This window comes from Sphingobacterium sp. HMA12, from assembly GCF_002933815.1.
Classification (GTDB): domain Bacteria; phylum Bacteroidota; class Bacteroidia; order Sphingobacteriales; family Sphingobacteriaceae; genus Sphingobacterium.
The window spans coordinates 982,762-997,475 of the sequence record NZ_BEYR01000001.1 but is presented as its reverse complement, the minus strand read 5'-3'; the positions used below and the strand labels follow the sequence as shown (position 1 = coordinate 997,475).

The 14,714-nt window shown below is 38.3% G+C and carries 15 protein-coding genes; 4 read left to right on the top strand and 11 right to left on the bottom strand.

All coding sequences use genetic code 11. The features are described 5' to 3' along the window. Positions 1-60: 60 nt before the first annotated feature. The gene (gene ychF / locus HMAT_RS04100; RefSeq protein ID WP_104381523.1) at positions 61-1,161 is read left to right on the top strand and encodes a redox-regulated ATPase YchF; all 1,101 of its coding nucleotides are present in this window, start codon (positions 61-63) and stop codon (positions 1,159-1,161) included. A 2-nt stretch (positions 1,162-1,163) separates the two neighbouring features. Here the strand turns inward: ychF and HMAT_RS27550 are convergent, their stop codons facing one another. Continuing rightward, positions 1,164-1,289, bottom strand: a complete 126-nt coding sequence (locus HMAT_RS27550) for a hypothetical protein (protein WP_262508749.1) — start codon at positions 1,287-1,289, stop codon at positions 1,164-1,166. Between the two features lie 46 nt (positions 1,290-1,335). Further along, positions 1,336-1,632: a DUF2892 domain-containing protein gene (locus tag HMAT_RS04095; RefSeq protein ID WP_104381522.1), complete on the bottom strand. Its 297-nt coding sequence runs from the start codon at positions 1,630-1,632 to the stop codon at positions 1,336-1,338. 134 nt (positions 1,633-1,766) lie between these two features. On the opposite strand from HMAT_RS04095, the gene HMAT_RS04090 reads away from it, so the two are divergent. Further along, a complete protein-coding gene (locus HMAT_RS04090) occupies positions 1,767-2,612 on the top strand; it encodes an ATP cone domain-containing protein (protein WP_104381521.1) in 846 nt (281 codons plus the stop codon). Between the two features lie 73 nt (positions 2,613-2,685). Here HMAT_RS04090 and ispE read toward each other — a convergent pair whose 3' ends face one another. From ispE to HMAT_RS04065, 5 genes are all read right to left on the bottom strand, one after another. After that, positions 2,686-3,507 carry a 4-(cytidine 5'-diphospho)-2-C-methyl-D-erythritol kinase gene (gene ispE / locus HMAT_RS04085; RefSeq protein WP_104381520.1) on the bottom strand — a complete coding sequence of 274 codons (822 nt, stop codon included), beginning with the start codon at positions 3,505-3,507 and terminating at the stop codon, positions 2,686-2,688. A 35-nt stretch (positions 3,508-3,542) separates the two neighbouring features. Next, positions 3,543-4,070 (bottom strand): adenine phosphoribosyltransferase, encoded by a 528-nt coding sequence (locus HMAT_RS04080; RefSeq protein ID WP_104381519.1) that lies wholly within the window; start codon positions 4,068-4,070, stop codon positions 3,543-3,545. Continuing rightward, positions 4,057-5,016 (bottom strand): helix-hairpin-helix domain-containing protein, encoded by a 960-nt coding sequence (locus HMAT_RS04075; RefSeq protein WP_104381518.1) that lies wholly within the window; start codon positions 5,014-5,016, stop codon positions 4,057-4,059. The genes HMAT_RS04080 and HMAT_RS04075 overlap by 14 nt, the downstream gene beginning before the upstream one ends. 107 nt (positions 5,017-5,123) lie before the next feature. Beyond that, positions 5,124-6,428, bottom strand: a complete 1,305-nt coding sequence (locus HMAT_RS04070) for an efflux RND transporter periplasmic adaptor subunit (RefSeq protein WP_104381517.1) — start codon at positions 6,426-6,428, stop codon at positions 5,124-5,126. Positions 6,429-6,449: 21 nt separating this feature from the next. Continuing rightward, positions 6,450-7,829: a TolC family protein gene (locus HMAT_RS04065; RefSeq protein ID WP_158655605.1), complete on the bottom strand. Its 1,380-nt coding sequence runs from the start codon at positions 7,827-7,829 to the stop codon at positions 6,450-6,452. A 113-nt stretch (positions 7,830-7,942) separates the two neighbouring features. Between HMAT_RS04065 and HMAT_RS04060 the strand changes: the two genes are divergently transcribed. Beyond that, on the top strand, positions 7,943-8,494 hold the full coding sequence (locus tag HMAT_RS04060) for a polysaccharide deacetylase family protein (RefSeq protein WP_371412028.1): 552 nt from the start codon (positions 7,943-7,945) through the stop codon (positions 8,492-8,494). 3 nt (positions 8,495-8,497) lie between these two features. On the opposite strand, the gene HMAT_RS04055 is transcribed toward HMAT_RS04060, so the two are convergent. From HMAT_RS04055 to HMAT_RS04040, 4 genes are all read right to left on the bottom strand, one after another. Continuing rightward, positions 8,498-9,295: a DUF4249 family protein gene (locus HMAT_RS04055; protein WP_104381514.1), complete on the bottom strand. Its 798-nt coding sequence runs from the start codon at positions 9,293-9,295 to the stop codon at positions 8,498-8,500. 6 nt (positions 9,296-9,301) lie between these two features. After that, positions 9,302-11,626 (bottom strand): TonB-dependent receptor domain-containing protein, encoded by a 2,325-nt coding sequence (locus HMAT_RS04050; protein WP_104381513.1) that lies wholly within the window; start codon positions 11,624-11,626, stop codon positions 9,302-9,304. Between the two features lie 152 nt (positions 11,627-11,778). Then, positions 11,779-12,663 (bottom strand): alpha/beta hydrolase family protein, encoded by an 885-nt coding sequence (locus HMAT_RS04045; RefSeq protein WP_104381512.1) that lies wholly within the window; start codon positions 12,661-12,663, stop codon positions 11,779-11,781. Further along, positions 12,653-13,549 (bottom strand): hypothetical protein, encoded by an 897-nt coding sequence (locus tag HMAT_RS04040; protein WP_104381511.1) that lies wholly within the window; start codon positions 13,547-13,549, stop codon positions 12,653-12,655. Before HMAT_RS04040 ends, HMAT_RS04045 begins: the two co-directional genes overlap by 11 nt. 38 nt (positions 13,550-13,587) lie before the next feature. Here HMAT_RS04040 and HMAT_RS04035 point away from each other — a divergent pair, with 38 nt between their 5' ends. Further along, positions 13,588-14,475: a DUF4377 domain-containing protein gene (locus HMAT_RS04035; RefSeq protein WP_158655604.1), complete on the top strand. Its 888-nt coding sequence runs from the start codon at positions 13,588-13,590 to the stop codon at positions 14,473-14,475. The last annotated feature ends 239 nt before the right edge of the window (positions 14,476-14,714 follow it).

Below are 14,714 nucleotides of genomic sequence, written 5' to 3'. Positions count from 1 at the left end.
ATAGTTAAAAATTACAGTGAATTTTCTATCTTTGTGCAATTTCAAAAATTTGCACTATATATGGCTTTACAATGCGGTATCGTAGGTTTACCAAACGTTGGTAAATCAACATTATTTAACTGTCTGTCGAATGCGAAAGCACAGGCAGCAAACTTTCCATTTTGTACAATTGAACCAAATGTTGGGGTAATTACCGTACCGGATGCCCGTCTAAATAAATTAGCTGAGTTAGTCAATCCGCAACGTGTCGTTCCAAATACCATTGAAATCGTCGATATCGCCGGATTGGTAAAAGGAGCGTCAAAAGGAGAAGGATTAGGTAACCAATTCTTAGGAAATATTCGTACTACAAATGCGATCATTCACGTTTTAAGATGTTTTGATGATGGAAATGTCATTCATGTGGATGGTTCTGTAGATCCGATCAGAGATAAAGAAATCATCGATACAGAGTTGCAGCTAAAGGATTTGGATACCGTGGTAAAACGTATCCAAAAAGTGGAGAAAATGGCAAAAACAGGTGGTGATAAAGATGCAAAAAAGACTTTTGATATCCTTTCCGTTGTCAAAGAACATTTGGAATCAGGTAAATCAGCCCGTACGGCTCCGATTGAAGCCGAAGATTTTGAGTTTATTCAAGACCTGGCTTTATTAACAGCGAAACCTGTACTTTATGTATGTAATGTCGACGAAGGATCTGTTAATACAGGTAATGCTTATGTGGAGCGTGTAAAAGAAGCCGTGAAAGATGAGAGAGCCGAAGTCTTGATCATATCAGCGCAAATTGAATCTGAAATTGCGCAATTAGAGAGTTATGAAGAACGCAAGATGTTTTTGGATGATCTTGGTTTGGAGGAATCCGGTGTACACAAATTGATTAGAGCGGCATATTCACTATTGAATTTAGCCACCTATTTTACTGCTGGTGTTCAAGAAGTACGCGCTTGGACAATTGAAAACGGCTTTACTGCCCCTCAGGCGGCAGGTGTTATTCACACGGACTTTGAGAAAGGATTTATTCGTGCTGAGGTGATCAAATACGACGACTTTGTTACTTTAGGTTCAGAAAGTGCTGCAAAAGAGGCCGGAAAACTAGCCGTAGAGGGAAAAACATATATCGTACAGGATGGAGACATTATGCACTTCCGTTTTAACGTATAAAATTAGCTGATGAATTCATCAGACTGGAAAAACCGGAGTCCGAAAGATAATTTCGGATTCCAGTTTTTTCTTGCATATCCGGCATTGCTGCTGTCGTTGCGCTGTAACAAGGGTGAGTTCAGTTTCATGAAATCCTATTCAGCATTTTTCAACGAAAAATTACGCCACCATTTCCTATTTAACAAAATAACGATGTTCGATTACCTCTACCTTTTTAACATCCTTATCTTCCAGGATCTTTTTTACGTCACAATGCCCCGTCACACCACGGTAAATCAGTGTCCCGCCGAGGGTCAAACCTGAAAGTCCCGTCAATGGTGATTTAAAAATCTTCTTAACGCCCAACCCTAAAATAAAGCCGCCAGCGATCACAGATAATACACGTTCGGAAGCTCCGATATTCTCCTCAATACAGTCATCCTTTATCTTAGCTGTAATCTTATCAAATGCAAATGTCAATAGGTTACTCATAATTATCTATATTTAAGTATTGTTCTTAATGTAAACAAATGATGAACCAAAAAAGTTTAAATATAGAATAATAGTTTTTTATGTGAATTCTCGAAACACATCACTTATATTCGTATTTATCAAATTTAATATCCATGCAAGTCAAAAAATATTCCGGTGAATTAGTACCTTTTAATGGTGAAGCCTTAAAGCACTCACTTTCCCGATCGGGAGCAAATGTAGAGCAGGTAAGCCAAGTATACAACCGTGTTGTAAATGAAATATATGATGGTATCTCTACGAGGGAACTATATCAACTGGCTTTCGATACGCTGAAAACAGTCCGTAACTCATTTGCTGCACGTTACAGCCTAAAGAAAGCACTACGCGATCTGGGGCCAGAGGGTTTTTATTTTGAAAAATATATTGCACATCTGCTTCGTTCAATCGGTTACGAAAGCACCACCGGACAAACGGTACAGGGACATGCTGTTTCCCACGAATTGGATGTCGTGGCTTATAAGGACGGTAAATTAATGACAGCAGAATGTAAATTTAGAAATGATATTGACGCTAAGATTTCCGTCACCACAGCAATGTATTACCTGTCAAGATTTAAAGATATCAGCGGGATTGATTACGAGTTTTTCGGTAAAAAATTGCAATTTCAGGAGGGTTGGTTGATTACGAACGCCTATTTCACAACAGATTCCATTGATTTTGCGGAATATTATGGCATCAATCTACTATCCTGGGACTATCCGAAAGAAAATAGCATCAAGAGCAGAGTTGATAAGGCAGTCTTTTACCCTGTCACCTGTTTGACCACGCTTTCGGATCTGGAAGAACAGCAGCTATTAAAAAATCAGGTGATCCTCGTAAAAGATATTGTAGGCAGTCCTGAAAAACTGGATTTTCTAGGACTCAACAAAGATCGAAAAGAAAAAGTTCTAAAAGAAGCCCGTGAATTATTAGACTATAAGGTGGAAGAAGAATATTAATAGCATCACGTTTGAATAAAAGCAATAAGCCATACATTTCGCAAGGTATGGCTTATTTTTTGGTAAACTTATATTATTGATTTAGCGCAACCGGATAATAAATTTTTCCATAGCTGGAAAATTCACTTAGATCTGTTTTTTCCCAGAAAATACCATAAATCGCGGCACCGGAGCCCGACATAGAGGCATATATCGCCCCTTTCTGATACAGTGCTTCTTTGATCTCTTTCAATAAAGGATGGTTGTCAAAAATACGATCTTCAAAATCATTTCGAATCAGGAACTTCCACTCCTGAATGGGTAATCGGATCGCTTCCTCCAGGTTGACATCCGAAACCTTTGGCTTCACGCCTTTGTACGCCTCAGCAGTTGAGATATGAATATCAGGCATAATAAGGGCGATATAGTATTCACTTAGATCAAGCGACACAGCTTCAAAATCTGTACCGATTCCAGTTGCAAACACAGGCGTATTTCCAATAAAGAACGGGCAATCTGCCCCTAATTGTGCCGCATATTCTTTTAATTGTAGGTCTGTTAAGCTTAATTTAAACAACTCATTAAGCCCTTTCAATACAAAAGATGCATCTGCAGATCCTCCTCCCAATCCAGCTCCTATTGGAATCTGTTTGATTAAATCAATCGTGACAGAAGGAATATCAAATTCTTTTTTTAACAACGCATGAGCCCGTAAGCAGAGATTATCCGCCTGATCTCCGGGAATACGTTCTCCCTGAACAGTCAATGTAGATTGTTCCTTATCTGTCTCCAACAACTCTATGATGTCATAAAGCGGTAGCGGATAGAATATGCTATTCAATTCATGATAACCGTCTGTCCGCTTGGCGATCACTTGCAGCCCGATATTTATTTTAGCATTTGCGAAGAGTATCATGTGATGTCGTCTAAATCAACACTTATATTTTTGTATTAATAGCTCACCAGTGAAGAGATCGTATCACTAAAACGAGATAAACGGCCTTTTGCTTTGAGAAAGTCCAATGAGATAATAAAGCTATAGGCAGCGATCACTCCACCCAATTTTTCAATAAGTTTACTAGCCGCCACAACAGTCCCCCCTGTTGCCAAAAGATCATCATGGATCAAAATACGGCTCCCCTGCTCAAAGGCGTCTTCATGAATCTCAATTGTTGCCTGACCATATTCCAGGGCATAAGATTCAGAAATCGTTTTAAATGGTAATTTTCCCTGTTTACGTATCGGAATAAAAGGTAAACCCAGTCGGTTGGCCAGCAAAAATCCAAAAAGAAATCCGCGGCTTTCAATACCCGCAATAGCATCAATTTCTATTCCTTGAAGTTGGTCAATAATCGCGTCTATCATCTCATTGCATAACGCAGCATCTTTCAACAAGGGGGTAATATCTTTGAAGACAATACCCGGTTTAGGAAAATCCACAATATCCCGGATTTCCAATTTCAATTTATCTTGAATCATTCTCAAATATTAAATACGGCGCGATTTTAGCGATAGCAAGATCCGAAAGTGTACCTATCTTGGTAAGATCCTCTATATTAGCATAATTGCCATGTTGATCACGGTAATTGACTATTAATTTCGCATCCTTTGGGCTAAGATACGGATGTTTGCCCAATGAATTCGCATCAATCTGGTTAATATTGATTTTTTTGATTCCTTCTAAATTAGACACCGTAATGTTATCCTTAATCAAGGCGTATGTTTCGGAAGTAACACCATACACTTCTTTCAATTGCTCTATACGATAAAAACCGCCCAGTACTTCCTTATATTTTAATATACGCTTAGAAAGGATTGCCCCGATCCCCTTCAGACTCATCAAGGCAGTTGTATCACAAGTATTGATATCTATTTGTTCAGCTTTATTGGTTTCAAATTTATCATACAATAAGGTCGTTTTATTGGTTCCATTTTCTGTAGTGGTTTCCCTTTTTATACTAATATAGGGCTCAAGTTTTCTATACAATTGTTCATTGATGGAGTACATCTTTTTGACATCATTTTTATCTTTAAAACGACCGCCTTTTTTTTCGTAATTCTTGATTACTGCAATTTGCTTAGCTGACAGCCCAAGTTTCTGCCAATCATCCACAGGTAAATTATTGGGATCAAAATAAAATAGCTTCGCACCACCCTCTTTACTTTTGACACTCGGTTCTACTACAGCTACTTTCTTCTCCAAATCAGCAGCTTCAGAAAATTTCCTATTTGGATAATCTACAAGACCAGTTGAGTCATGAAAGGATTGTTCAAATACCCGTACTTGATGTGCTATCGGATCCTTTTTATCCTTCCGACGAACCAAGGAATATATGACACTAAACAAAATGATTATCACCAAGATAACAAAAAAACCATTTTGCTCTGTTTTATTAAATCTAAAATAAGTCCATAGCCTTTTCATAAGCCGTTAATGGTTTGGTTCCGTAAATTTAATAAATTAGAAGGAAAATAAAAAGGGAGATGTTTAAAAAACTCCTCCCTTTGTTAAATATTAATATCGTTATAATTTTATAGCGCCGATTTATCTACTTTTTCCACTTTGCTTCCATCTTTTAAGGTTTTGGAAATAGCATCAAATGGTCGAGAAACAACCTGATCTCCCTTTTTCAAGCCCGAAAGGATAATAATGTTCTTATCATCTTGAATCCCCGTTTTAATTGGCACTTGCTTGACAGCTTCACCGTTTAAGATAAATACGTATTCTTGTATTTTCTTATTTGTATTGGTTGAATCTTTATCATCGGATCTTACAGTAACAGACTGTATCGGCACGACCAGACCTTTTGCATGTTTTGTAAAAATCTGTACAGTAGCAGATAATCCCGGCTTGAAAGGAGAAGCTACATTTTCTTTAACTAAATCTTGGTAAGACTCTGCGCTGATACGAACCTTTACGTTAAAATTTGTGACTTGATCTGTCGAAGATGTTGCTGCAGTTGTCGTTGCTATATTTTTGGATGAACTTGCGATTTCGGTAACAATACCTTTGAACTTCCTATCTTGAAATGCATCCACTTCGATTTCGGCTTGATTTCCCACTCTCACATTATTGATATCATTCTCATTGACATCCACATTTACCTCCATCGAAGACATGTTGGCTATACGCATAATTTCAGTACCGGCCATCTGTGCCGTCCCAACTACACGTTCGCCTTGTTCTATGGACAATAAAGAGATAATACCATCCGTTGGTGCATAAATCGTTGTTCGGTTGAGGTTATCCTGTGCTTCCTTGACAGAGGCTTGAGATTGATCAATACCATATCTGGTCGACCGTACAGTTTCCCTTTGTGCCTGGATAGCTGCAAGCGTCGAAAAGTATTCCGAAGAACTCTTATCCATTTCAGCCGCTGAAATCACTCTTTTTTCAAAAAGCTCCTGGTTTCTCTTGTAAGTTGCTGATACATTTTTGAAATTTTCTTCCTGTTGTTTGAGTTGTTGTTGTGCCGCTGCTAGATTCGCACGCTGCGAATTCATTGCTGCGACAGAGCGATCGTATCCAGATTGCAAGATATCTGGTTTAATCCGACAGAGTACCTGTCCTTTCTTTACAAAGTCACCTTCTTTGATATTTAGTTCTACAACCTCACCCGAAACCTCAGAACTCAGCTTAACTTCTATTTCCGGTTGTATTTTTCCGCTGGCAGATACCAATTCATCCACATCCATATCTTTCACCACATCTACAGCGACTTTGGTTATATCTCCTTTCCCAAACCAGCCGGCCTTAAAGCCGACAAAAACAAAAATTGCCAGAAGCGCTACTACTATTAATAGAATCTTTACTACACTACGTTTTTTCTTTGCCATTGCCTTTGTTAATCAAATAGGTTAATTGTTGTCGAATTGAATTGGATTTCCTAAGTAATAATCAATAATCTTCGATCTGAATATTACGTTATATTTTGCCTGAATTAAATCAAATTCAGCTTTGTTACGTTCTGTCTGCGCGGTAAACAGTTCCAGTGAATTTGCCATACCAATATCGTACCTTTCTTTAGTAGCCTTATAAGCTGTTTCGGCACTTTCGAATGCCACCGTTGCCGAAGTATATTTTTGCTTGGCTGCATTGACGTCCAATACAGCCTGATTTACAGCTTTATTTAAATTGTTTTTTGCCAATTGCTCATTAGCTTCAGCCTGTTTTAAACCAATCTTTGCTTTTGCAACATTAACCTTATTCTGGTTTTTGGAAAAAATTGGAACTGCAAGCGATAAACCCGTGAAAAAAGACTTATTATCCGATATCTGTCGGCTAAACGGGACGCGATATACCGTTGTAATGTCCAAGGGATCAGTCTGCCGTGTTGTAGCAGAAGAATAATTTGTGCCGTAGCTCACACTCAAATTGAGTGTTGGGTAATACCCACCTTTGGCAATATCAATTTGTTTTAGCGCGACCTCTTTATCCAATGCAGATTTAAGGATATCCGGTTGTCTTATTAAAGCCTTTTGATATACATCTATGGCGTTTTTATCTTCTGCATTTAACAACACAGATTCTAAACTCGGACGTTCCAAAGAAATTGATGTTTCAGGGGGCATTTCCATCAATTGTTTCAAAGTTAATAAAGACATTTCATATGAATTCTTTAAATTTACTTTGTTCAATTCATTTGTAGCCACCTGATTTTTTGACTTCGCAATATCAGCTAACGTCTTATTTCCAACAGAAAACTGAATGGAGTCCAATGAAAATTGTTGTTTTGATAAAGCAATCTGATCTTCACTGGCTACCATCAATTCATGATTTGTAATAGCTTCCAAATAATTCACCAAGACATTGAGGACAAGGTCATTTTTCACCTTATCCACCTGTGTGGCAGAGGACTCCAATTGCAATTTATTTGCTTTTATCTGATTTACCTGTTGAAAACCTTGAAACAAATTCACTCTGGATCCTACAGATCCAGCGGTAGTCCTGGTCCAGGCATTGTTGACAATTTGCGCCGAGGTCAAATCGAAGGCAAAGCCGTAACGGAAATTTTGATCAACAGAAGCGCTTAGGTCCGGCAATAAGTTACTTTTTGATTGAAATAGATCTTGCGCAGCGAGATCTTTGCTCAACTCGGCTTGCTTTATTTGGACATTACGTTCCAAAGTCATGCGTATGGCCTCGGCTACCCCAACGACCTGCTGGGCTTGGATCAGGTTGTTCGTTCCCAGAAAAAAACCAGTAAAAATTACTGCAGAATAATAAAATCTTTTCATGTTCATATGTAGAACCATACAATTTTTATAGATTTGAACTTCATTTATCGGTTATGTATTTTGTCAAATCCCCTTTTTTCCTGCGTTGGCTTTATCCCAGATCGATATGGCATATGCCGAGGTCGGAAAAAAAAGTCTATCTCACGTTTGATGATGGTCCAATTCCTGAAATTACACCTTTTATACTCGATATCCTAAAAAAATATCAGGTCAAGGCAACATTTTTTTGTGTTGGTGAAAATATTAAAAAAAATCCACATTTGTTCCAAAGAATTTTACAAGAAGGGCATCAAGTTGGCAACCACACTTACAATCATCTCAAAGGCTGGGATACAGATGATCATTCCTATATCGGCAATGTAGCTCGATGTCAGGAATTAACACAAACGGACCTCTTTCGCCCCCCTTATGCCAAAGCAAAAAAATCACAGCTCAAAAAGTTATATAATAATTATCGTGTGGTGATGTGGGATATTATGTCAGGAGATTTTGATCAAAGCTTAAGTCCTGAAAAATGCCTTCAGAACGTCATCCCCAATATACAGAATGGCTCTGTTATTATCTTTCATGACAATATCAAAGCCATTCCCCGTGTAAAATATGCTTTACCTAAAACAATCGAATTTCTCTTGGCAAATCAATATCAAATAAGCCGGCTAGAATAAACATTATGGTCTACTTTTTGACAAAACCACTTCAGATTCATAATATTTTCCGACGCTGACACTGAAGTATCCCAAAACGTTGTTAGATAGGTTTGAAATGGGATTAGAAGGTGAAGCCGCTCCGGGGTTGATCATCTGGAAGCTATTCCAATAATTATATGCCCCGACATCAATACATTGACGCAAAACACGGACGCGATCCCCTAATTTAAGGTCTCTATCCCGATCAATAATATCATGCTGCACTTGCAGCCCATTATTATACTTATCATTAAATACATCGATAAAGCGTAATTCCCCACCATTTACAGACATCTTGTACTTGTAGTAGTTTCCCTTCTCGGGAGGATCGTCAAAGACTAATGTTGGATAATAAATGGTATCTGTAAATATCACGCGTTCCGATAGGCCGATCGAATCAACATCAACATAACTTGGCACCGTCGAGGTTCCTTCAATTTCTTTTCCATCGGCCGTCTTTACATACAACTGGTAGCTGGCCTTTTCCTGTAGCCGCAATGTCTTATTGGTATACACACCATTTGCTCCAGCCAAAAAGGTATAAATGCGATTATTTTGCAGGTTTCTAACCAAGACTTCTGCATCAGTTACGGGTGCCAACATAGATTCTTTGAGACTAACTACTTTCTGTATACTGATCTCGTGTTGTTGGTCTGATACCATCAAGTCCGCCGTTATTACGATCTGCCCCGTATTTTCGGGCAAGTTAAGGTCAATTTTATCTTCACAACTGACCAGGGTTATCCAGGTTAAGGCTATTAATACGAATATCTTTCTCATGTTGTGCTAAAATTTAAAGTTCCAAGTGATTGACGGTATCGTGCCAAATAATGCAATCCTATAAATTTCGGTCACATTGGATTGTCCTTCTTTCTCCCTAAAATCAATCAAATAAGCATTTTTGCGATTATAGGCATTATAAATCCCGAAAGATAAACTGGAATACGTATTTTTTGTACGTTTGATATCGTAGGTCGCAGCAAGGTCTAAACGATGATATGCAGGCATACGTTGGCCATTTCGCTTATCATAGTAGAAGATCGTCCGATCGTCAACAAAATATTTTCCGGCAGGCATTGTTACGGCATCACCGGTATAATAGACAAAGTTTGCACTTAGATTCCATTTGGGATTCAATTGATACTGCGCCACGACAGCGATGTTATGGGTTTTATCCTGGCGTGCGTTAAACCATTGCCCGTCATTGATCTGTTCAAACTGTCTTTCACTTTTGGATAATGTATAGCTGATCCAGCCATTCAACCGCCCCAGCCGTTTCTTTATAAACCACTCGACACCATACGCCCTGCCTTTTCCAAATAAGAGCTCCCCGTCCAAAAGCTCATTGGCTTGTAGATCGGCCCCATTCCTATAATCGATCTGATTTTTCAAATCTCTGTAATACCCTTCTACAGAAAATTCATATCGATTGGATGCGAAATTTCTGAAATAACCCAGCGAATACTGGTTGGACAGCTGCGGCTTGATGGTATTATTGCTCAATACATATTGATCTGTCGGCAGGCTACTTGTTGTATTGCTCAGCTGATGTAAATATTGAACATTCGTATTATAAGAAGCTTTTAATGTTGTCGATTCATTCACGGCATAGTTAAGGGAAATACGGGGCTCCATATAGAAATATTTTTTTCCCATCTCGCCACGCCCAACATAAGTGGAATCGACGGCTTCTCCAGCATTGTCAAATGTATAGAAGGTGCCGGGGCCTAAAGTCGCGTAAGCCGTCGCTCTGACACCGTAATTCAATTTAAGCTTATCATTTATTGACCAGTCATCAGAAATGTAAGCAGCGATGTCCAATCCCTTACGATTCTGAATATGCAATGAATTTACCTTAGAATCTTCACCGGCCTCAATACTTGCTGGACGGATTTCTTGTAACGCTGCCTGCAGACCAAATTTTAAATTGTGACGGTCAGAAAGGCTGTACTGAAAATCCTGTTTGAAATTATAGTTGAATATATCGGAACGAATCTTAAAATTATTGTCGTCTTCAATCTTCACTTGATAGTTGAATTTACTGAATATCAATGTGGTATTACTAAACAGGCGATTGCTCCACACGTGATTCCAACGCATGGTTCCCGTTGCATTTCCCCAATTGAAATCAAATAAATCATGATAGGCCATTGCGTCTTTTCCAAAATATCCCGACAGGTAAAGGGTATTTTTATCGTTGATCCGATAATTTAGCTTGGCATTGAGGTCATAGAAAAATAAGGCACTTTTTTTTATATTTTCATCGCTTGACAGTTTTAAGAATAAATCAGCGTAGGTGCGTCTTCCAGAGATCATAAAAGAGCTTTTTCCTTTTTGTATAGGTCCCTCGACCTTAAGTCGCGACGCGATCAGCCCTAATCCTCCTTCCACATTAAAATGCTGATTATTCCCATCCAGTGTTGTTATTTCCATGACCGAAGAGATTTTGCCGCCATACTGCGCCGGCACACCACCTTTATAAAAATTGACATCTTTGATGGCATCGGAATTGAATGTCGAAAAGAAACCAAAAAGGTGTGAACTGTTGTAAACCGGAGCCTCATCCAACAAGATCAGATTTTGGTCTCCTCCACCCCCACGAACATAAAAGTTGCTACTTCCTTCTCCGCCACTTGTCACCCCCGGGAACAATTGAATCGTCTTTAAAATATCTTTTTCACCAAACAATACAGGCACTTTTTCAATCTCCTTCGGGCTAAACTGTGTCAGACCCGGCGTCAGGTCTTTGATTGATTTTCTCCGATTTCCAGTGACAACAACCTCAGCCAGTTGGCTTTCTTCCGGCACCAGTTGCACAATATAAGTCGAGTCCTTTCCCATCTGAACGGGCAAAACTTTTGTTCGATATCCCATGGAAGAAACTTCCAGAAAAGTATCTTGCCCGCGTAAGGATAAACTAAAGAATCCATATTTATTGGAAGCCGTAGATCTTTTTTCGGCTTCATTACGCACCAAAGCGCCAATAATGTTTTCACCGCTGATACTATCTCTGATAAATCCCGATATAGATTTAGATTGTTGACCATAGGATTGCTGTACGCAAAACAAAATAGAAGAAAAATAAAAAACAACCTTTATAGGTTTAAGCATAGCAGATTAAATTCAAAAATTTGTTGAAAATAATAAAAAAGCCTTACAATTTGTAAGGCTTAATAATAAGTTTATAATTTGTTAGTCAAGATCTTCTTTAAACAAAAATAGCATTTTATTCATTTAAGCCAAATATTTATCTATTTTTCTTTTTATTTTTTTTCCGGCTGACTAAAATAATCGTTAAAAAAGGCCATTTGATAGATAATGGAGCGTGACCAATACGTCCAGTTATGTCCACCCTCACTTGTAACAAAAGTATGATTAATGTTATGGTACATGAGTTTATCGTGAAGGGCAACATTGACAGGATAGAAAAAATCGTCTTTTCCACAATCAATAATCAGGCGAAGTTGATTGTTTACTAATTTGGGAATCATATTGATCACCACACGATCATCCCAAGCCTGGGGCGAATCGGCATAATTACCGATACGATCTTTAATTTCCCAGTTTAAAGGAAAAGGTCTAAAATCCACTCCGCCAGCGGTACTGCCAGCAGCACCATAGAGCTCCTGATGCTTAATCGCAAGTGACAGGGCCCCATGCCCGCCCATGCTAAGCCCGGTAATCGCCCTTCCCCTTCGGTCCTGAACTGTGGCGTAATGCCCATCTATATAATCGATTAGTTCTTTGGAAACAAATGTCTCATATTGATAATTTCGATCATTTGCAATATCCCAATACCAACTTCCAAATCCCCCATCGGGGCAAACAATCATATATCCATATTGGTCAGCCAAGGCAGCGACATTAGAATTCTTCACCCAATTGCTATAATTGCCCGAATATCCATGAAGTAAATAGAGCACTGGGTATCTCGTACGCTCAGAATAACCCTTGGGGAGAATAACGACTGTTTTAACAACCTTGTCCATTCGCTGACTTCGGATGGCTAAAGTATCGACTTTTGCAGCTTTACTGGTTATACAAAAACAAAATAAGGCAATTGATAAAAGGAATAATCGTTTTAAATCTGTAAGGTAATGAACGATCTTACCCCTCTGTTTCGCTAAAAAAAGTTTGTTATTTATCATTTGATCTAGGATTTTTTTCGAAATAGTAAAGATAGGATTTTAAACCGAATGGGCGTTCGCTAATCGTATAGAAACCTCCCCCATCTTGATCAAATGCAATCGCCTCTCCTTGAGGTTCTACTGAATAAGGCACTTCGATCGGCTTTCTTTGGAGCGTTTCAGCCCATGAATTACCCGGTTTCCTTCTCCAATAAAAAATAGTTGTAATATTCTTGATAAGCAGCTCTTTTCCTGTAGGGTCCATTGCTGCTGCTGTAGCAAAAGTAAACGGAAGTTCAGCCACTTTACTTAATGTGAAATATTGTTGTTTTGTATTTCGGAAAACCGGCGCGCTATATACAGTCGATCTAAATTCGCGCTTAGAAACCAAATATAAGGTATTATCTGTTGGATCAACCATGATAGATTCCGCATCCAACCGTTTTTTGCCCGGAAATTTAACAAATATGGTTTTGATATTTTTCTTAGATATCAGTGAAGAATCGCTAATTAAAGGTTCAGGAAATAGATAAAGGCTCGCCCAGGTGCGCTTTCCAAGATTATTTCCAATATCAGCTAAAACAAGGTAATTTTTATCTTCAATTTTAACACGGTCTATATCTTCACAATCAATTACATCTATTCCTTCCAGTGCAAAGCTTTTGATTAACTTAGCCTGACGATCGATCAAATAGATGTTTGCGCCATCTCCACTATCGTTATGAACCCAAAAGGTTCCCTGTTCATAGGCAGCTACTATACCCGACACTTCTTTTAGCCCGGGATCCTTCAATTCACCCAGAGGAATTTGTGTTTTAAAATAATCCTTGTTATTTTGGGCATATATCCGCAAGCCGGATAGAAAAAGTACGATGACTAACAGTACTTTTGCTCGTGCAATATTCATGTTTAAAGATACGTTTTTATTGATATTTAATGCCCACTATGAAAAAATCCCTGAAATACAGCTTATTTTTTATTCCGTTATTTCTATTCCAGAACAGTTTATATGCACAAAACAGCACGTTTCAGATAACAGTTAAATCTGGGCTTGAAAGTATACCTCCCTATCTCGTAAAGTATTACAATAGTAAAGACTGGGAAAAATTCAATGCCGAAATCGCACACTTTAACTACAATGCCAACTTTGAATACACGATTCGGGTAAAAAAAACGCAGACTGCGCAAAAAGCGATCTATGCACTGGCGAAAATCATCAGCAAATCTAAAACTGAAAACACTGAAATTGCCATTTGGGATGTTGCCGAGAATTATGTGAATAATCCAATATCGGGAAAATTGACCTGCCTCCAGGTGAAATCCAATAAAAAAAATAAATGGGAATATATTTCTAATCCTATCCTCGGCTTCGATTACCAAGAGCAATATCGTTATCGTATCAAAGTAAAGCAAACGAAAGCAAAAGACACCGACAACATTCAATATGAATTACTTGATATTATTTCGAAAGAAAGGGTCACCGAGCTACCCAGTGTGGCTTCATTTCTCGCCAGATTCAGGTGGAATTTACTGCAATTAAATGGCAAAGATGTTTCAAATAATAAAGCCAACATTGGTTTTGATGCAAAAAATGGTACCATAGCCGGATCGACAGGATGTAATAATTTTTGGGGTAATTTTAGTATTAAGGGCAATTTGATCAGCTTTCCGCATCTCGCCAGTACGATGAAATCCTGCAACGTAGCCAATATTGAAAATGATTTTTTTGCAGTGGTGGAGCAAAAGCAACTTCAATTTGACATCGCCGAGCAGACATTAAATTTCTATATTGATGGAAAATTAGTTATGATCTTCGGGCTGGAGCGTGAATAAAAAAAACACCCGAAGCCTGGGGGACTTCGGGTATCTTAGCCATATTATTAACCTATTTTATGAAAAGTATTTATGTCATTTGGAAATGACATAAACAAATATGTGAAATAAAGCGGAAAGATTCGAAAGCACAGCTGCATTTTAACACAATTTTAACGTTTTAAAAATATTGAGAAAAATCGGCATAAAAATGATTTTTTCTGAGCCATACCCTCCTACTGAATGTCGTATCTTAATCT

Excerpts from the sequence above, each read along its gene's own strand:
- HMAT_RS27550 (WP_262508749.1), bottom strand. The coding sequence starts at position 1,289 with ATGAAACTGAACTCACCCTTGTTACAGCGCAACGACAGCAGCAATGCC.
- HMAT_RS04080 (WP_104381519.1), bottom strand. The coding sequence starts at position 4,070 with ATGATTCAAGATAAATTGAAATTGGAAATCCGGGATATTGTGGATTTT.
- ispE (WP_104381520.1), bottom strand. The coding sequence starts at position 3,507 with ATGATACTCTTCGCAAATGCTAAAATAAATATCGGGCTGCAAGTGATC.
- HMAT_RS04095 (WP_104381522.1), bottom strand. The coding sequence starts at position 1,632 with ATGAGTAACCTATTGACATTTGCATTTGATAAGATTACAGCTAAGATA.
- HMAT_RS04045 (WP_104381512.1), bottom strand. The coding sequence starts at position 12,663 with ATGATAAATAACAAACTTTTTTTAGCGAAACAGAGGGGTAAGATCGTT.
- HMAT_RS04035 (WP_158655604.1), top strand. The coding sequence starts at position 13,588 with ATGAAAAAATCCCTGAAATACAGCTTATTTTTTATTCCGTTATTTCTA.
- HMAT_RS04060 (WP_371412028.1), top strand. The coding sequence starts at position 7,943 with ATGCCGAGGTCGGAAAAAAAAGTCTATCTCACGTTTGATGATGGTCCA.
- HMAT_RS04050 (WP_104381513.1), bottom strand. The coding sequence starts at position 11,626 with ATGCTTAAACCTATAAAGGTTGTTTTTTATTTTTCTTCTATTTTGTTT.
- HMAT_RS04055 (WP_104381514.1), bottom strand. The coding sequence starts at position 9,295 with ATGAGAAAGATATTCGTATTAATAGCCTTAACCTGGATAACCCTGGTC.
- HMAT_RS04090 (WP_104381521.1), top strand. The coding sequence starts at position 1,767 with ATGCAAGTCAAAAAATATTCCGGTGAATTAGTACCTTTTAATGGTGAA.
- HMAT_RS04040 (WP_104381511.1), bottom strand. The coding sequence starts at position 13,549 with ATGAATATTGCACGAGCAAAAGTACTGTTAGTCATCGTACTTTTTCTA.
- HMAT_RS04070 (WP_104381517.1), bottom strand. The coding sequence starts at position 6,428 with ATGGCAAAGAAAAAACGTAGTGTAGTAAAGATTCTATTAATAGTAGTA.
- HMAT_RS04075 (WP_104381518.1), bottom strand. The coding sequence starts at position 5,016 with ATGAAAAGGCTATGGACTTATTTTAGATTTAATAAAACAGAGCAAAAT.
- HMAT_RS04065 (WP_158655605.1), bottom strand. The coding sequence starts at position 7,829 with ATGAAAAGATTTTATTATTCTGCAGTAATTTTTACTGGTTTTTTTCTG.
- ychF (WP_104381523.1), top strand. The coding sequence starts at position 61 with ATGGCTTTACAATGCGGTATCGTAGGTTTACCAAACGTTGGTAAATCA.